The organism is Aeromicrobium sp. Root495 (assembly GCF_001426755.1).
Classification (GTDB): Bacteria; Actinomycetota; Actinomycetes; order Propionibacteriales; family Nocardioidaceae; genus Aeromicrobium.
In genome coordinates this window covers 218618-219991 of record NZ_LMFJ01000002.1, presented here as the reverse complement: position 1 = coordinate 219991, position 1374 = coordinate 218618, and the positions used below count along the sequence as shown (strand labels likewise).

The 1374-nt window shown below is 68.6% G+C and carries 1 protein-coding gene and 1 pseudogene; both read left to right on the top strand.

What is annotated here, in order from left to right; genetic code table 11:
* Positions 1-133 (top strand): annotated as a pseudogene (locus ASD11_RS18735) (lipoyl synthase); the annotation flags it as partial.
* 29 nt (positions 134-162) lie between these two features.
* Positions 163-1374, top strand: a 1212-nt coding sequence (gene lpdA, locus ASD11_RS15125) for a dihydrolipoyl dehydrogenase (protein WP_235503372.1), incomplete at its 3' end; no start/stop codon positions are given.

Below are 1374 nucleotides of genomic sequence, written 5' to 3'. Positions count from 1 at the left end.
GGAGTTCGTCGAGCTCAAGGACGAGGCCGACGAGATCGGCTTCCTCGGCGTCATGTCCGGGCCCCTCGTGCGCTCCTCGTACCGCGCCGGCCGCCTTCACCAACAGGCCCTGGCGGCCCGGACGCCCCGTTGAACCCCACGCCACTATCGAAAGGCAACATCATGACAACCACGAACAACTTCGACATCGTGATCCTGGGCGGAGGTAGCGGCGGCTACGCGACAGCGCTGCGCGCGGCCCAGCTCGGGAAGTCGGTCGCCCTCGTCGAGAAGGGCAAGCTCGGCGGCACGTGCCTGCACAACGGCTGCGTCCCCACCAAGGCCCTCCTCCACGCCGCAGAGGTGGCCGACGCCGCCCGCGAGAGCGAGACGTTCGGCGTCAAGGCGACCTTCGAGGGCATCGACATGCCTCAGGTCAACGCCTACAAGGACGGTGTGATCGGCGGTCTCTACAAGGGACTCCAGGGCCTCATCAAGGCGGCCGGCATCACGGTCGTCGAGGGTGAGGGCAAGCTCACCGGACCCAAGACCGTCACCGTCGACGGCCAGGAGTACACCGGCACCAACCTCGTGCTCGCCACCGGCTCCTACGCCCGCACGCTTCCCGGCCTCGAGATCGGCGGCCGCGTCATCACCTCCGACGAGGCCCTCGGCATGAGCGAGGTCCCCGAGAAGGTCGTCATCATCGGCGGCTCGGTCATCGGCGTGGAGTTCGCCTCCGTGTGGCGCTCCTTCGGCGCCGAGGTCACCATCGTCGAGGCCCTCCCCACGCTCGTCCCGCTGGAGGACCCCGCGCTCAGCAAGGCTCTCGAGCGCGCCTTCCGCAAGCGCAAGATCGCGTTCAAGACCCGCACCAAGTTCACCGGCGTGCAGCAGAGTAAAGCCGGTGCAGTGGTGACACTCGAGGACGGTCAGGAGATTAAGACGGACCTCGTGCTCGTGGCCGTCGGCCGCGGACCGCGCTCCGAGGGCTTCGGCTACGAGGAGCAGGGCATCACCACCGATCGCGGCTGGGTGCCCACCGACGAGCGCCTGCGCACCAACGTCGACGGCGTCTTCGCCGTGGGCGACCTGGTGCCCGGTCTCCAGCTGGCCCACCGCGGCTTCGCGCACGGCATCTTCGTGGCCGAGGAGATCGCGGGCCTGAACCCGCAGCCCGTCATCGACTCCGGCATCCCACGCGTCACCTACTGCGAGCCCGAGCTGGCCTCCGTCGGCCTCACCGAGCCGCAGGCCAAGGAGAAGTACGGCGACGTCGAGACCTACGAGTACAACCTCGCGGGCAACGGCAAGAGCCAGATCCTCAAGACCGCCGGCACCGTGAAGCTCGTCCGCGAGAAGGACGGCCCCATCGTCGGCGTGCACATGGTCGGC